This is a genomic window from Thiohalocapsa sp. (assembly GCF_019695415.1).
Taxonomy (GTDB): Bacteria; Pseudomonadota; Gammaproteobacteria; order Chromatiales; family Chromatiaceae; genus Thiohalocapsa.
In genome coordinates this window covers 1-1,956 of record NZ_JAIFKJ010000094.1, presented here as the reverse complement: position 1 = coordinate 1,956, position 1,956 = coordinate 1, and the positions used below count along the sequence as shown (strand labels likewise).

At 63.4% G+C, this 1,956-nt stretch carries 1 protein-coding gene and 1 pseudogene; both read right to left on the bottom strand.

Annotated features, from left to right (window positions below; all coding sequences use genetic code 11):
• Positions 1-19 precede the first annotated feature (19 nt).
• Positions 20-1,159 (bottom strand): annotated as a pseudogene (locus tag I6U14_RS01830) (ISAzo13 family transposase); the annotation flags it as partial.
• Positions 1,160-1,300: 141 nt separating this feature from the next.
• Positions 1,301-1,498 (bottom strand): hypothetical protein, encoded by a 198-nt coding sequence (locus tag I6U14_RS01825; RefSeq protein WP_296896407.1) that lies wholly within the window; start codon positions 1,496-1,498, stop codon positions 1,301-1,303.
• Positions 1,499-1,956: the final 458 nt, after the last annotated feature.

Here is a 1,956-nt window from a genome sequence, read left to right as displayed (position 1 = left end):
GCTTAGGGGCTGTCCGCAATTAACTTGAACAATTCGGGGCGATCGAGTAGTTCCACTCACCATAGAAGGCGTCGCGCGTGAGGTTGAGTTTGCGTAGTTCCTCGTCGCTGACTTTGACGCGCTTGGGGTACTGCGCGGTATCGAGCTCCGCCTAGATGCTCAAGCCGGTCGCGGTACGCGTGTTGCCGATGAGATTGACCACTACTTCGTGGCTGACCAAAGGCTGGCCGCGCCAGTTAAGGCTGATGAACGAGAACATGCGGTGCTCGATCTTGTTCCACTTGCTGGCGCCGGGCGGAAAATGGCACACCCGCACCGTCAGGTCGGTCTCGTTGGCGAGCGCCTGCAAAGCGACTTTCCACAGGCGGATCCGGTAGCCGTTGCTGCCACCGCCATCGGCCGTGATCAGCAGGTCGGTGGCTTGCGGATAGGACGCGGAGCCCATTTTTGTCCACCATCGGCGAATGCTCTCGACGGCGAACTCGGCGGTGTCATGATCCGTGCCGACACTGACCCAGCCGACGTTGGCGGTTTGATCATACACGCCGTAGGGGTTGACCTTGCCCAACTCGCGATCCATGAAATCGTGCGTGCGCACCTCCTCCGGGCGACCCCTCGGCCGCCATTCGCGCCCGCCGTTCTTGAAGTCCCCGACCAGCTCTTTCTTCTTCGTGTCCACCGAGATGACCGGCTGGGCACGCTGTTGGTACGCGGCGACCTGCGCGTTGATGTGCCTGCACTGTGCGTCGCGATCTTCGTGCGCGCTGCCTTCGCGGGTCTTGCGGTTGCCTTGCAGGCTGTAGCCCAGTGCCGCGAGCAGCTCACTGACCGTCTGCCGACCCACGGGGTGCCCGGCACGGTGCAGCGCCTCGGATAACTGCCGGGTGCTCCTGCAAGTCCAACGCAACGCCGACTGCGGGTCGCCGCGGGTGCTCGGCTCGACCAGCCGCTCAAGGCTCTCCAGCAACTCAGGGTCTTTCGCTGTGAGCGCCTTGCGACCGCCACCTTCGGCCCGTATCCGATCACGCCGCAAGCCTGCACCGGCAGGGCACTCGGAAAGCTCGCTCAAACCCTGGTAAATCGTTGTTCGCGACAGACCGGTTGCTTTGGCCACCGTGGAAATGCCGCCGCGACCGAGTTGCTGCGCTTCGACCGCTGCCGCTGTCGATGGCGGACCAATCACGCCGGGCAAGGCTTGGCGTGCCTGCTGCGTTCCTTTACTCCACCCAGCCGGCTCCGCCGTCGCAGGCACGAAGGCGTCGACGCCGGTGCTGGCGAACGCGATGCCGGACGCAACTTCTCAGCCGTCACTCCGCGCCCAAGGCTCCAGCGCCACACCCACCTCTACCTGCAACTTGGCGACCCGGGTATTGCCGAGCATCAGATCACAGTGCTCTATCCGTCGCAGCAGTTCGGCGAGGGCCTCTCGGGCACTGCCGTCGTAGCTGAACCTCAGCAGCGTAATGCCGGCGGCGTCGGTCAGGTGGTAGGTGGGCATGGTCGTGGTCCTCTCGTCTGGTCGCACAACCATAGCCGCGCAGGGGCTGCGATTGCGAATCGGGCCACCCGAGGAGACCGCAGCGGCCCGAAGAAACGTGGGATCAGCTTTGAGCACCCTTAGCGGGCGAGCGCTCGCTGCCGGTGGACTCCCGAGCGCCGCAAGACCGCTTACTGAACCGTTGCTGATGTTCCCCGCCGCAGGTCTAACGACCGCTTTCGACCCCATGCGAACGTTGCACGGCTGTGGGTGTGCTGGCGCCCTGTCTCTCAAACCGGTTAGCCGCGCTCCCCGTCACTGCAAGTAGAGGGCCACATACTTGATTGGCGACTCATTACACAACAAAGAGTTCGCTCCCATCGAAAAGCGCGCAAGCCATCAGCGCAGCGCTAAACAACACTCTGCAAACCAAATGCTAGCAGGCGGACACCTTCTAGAGGACAAGCCCGCTATACCCC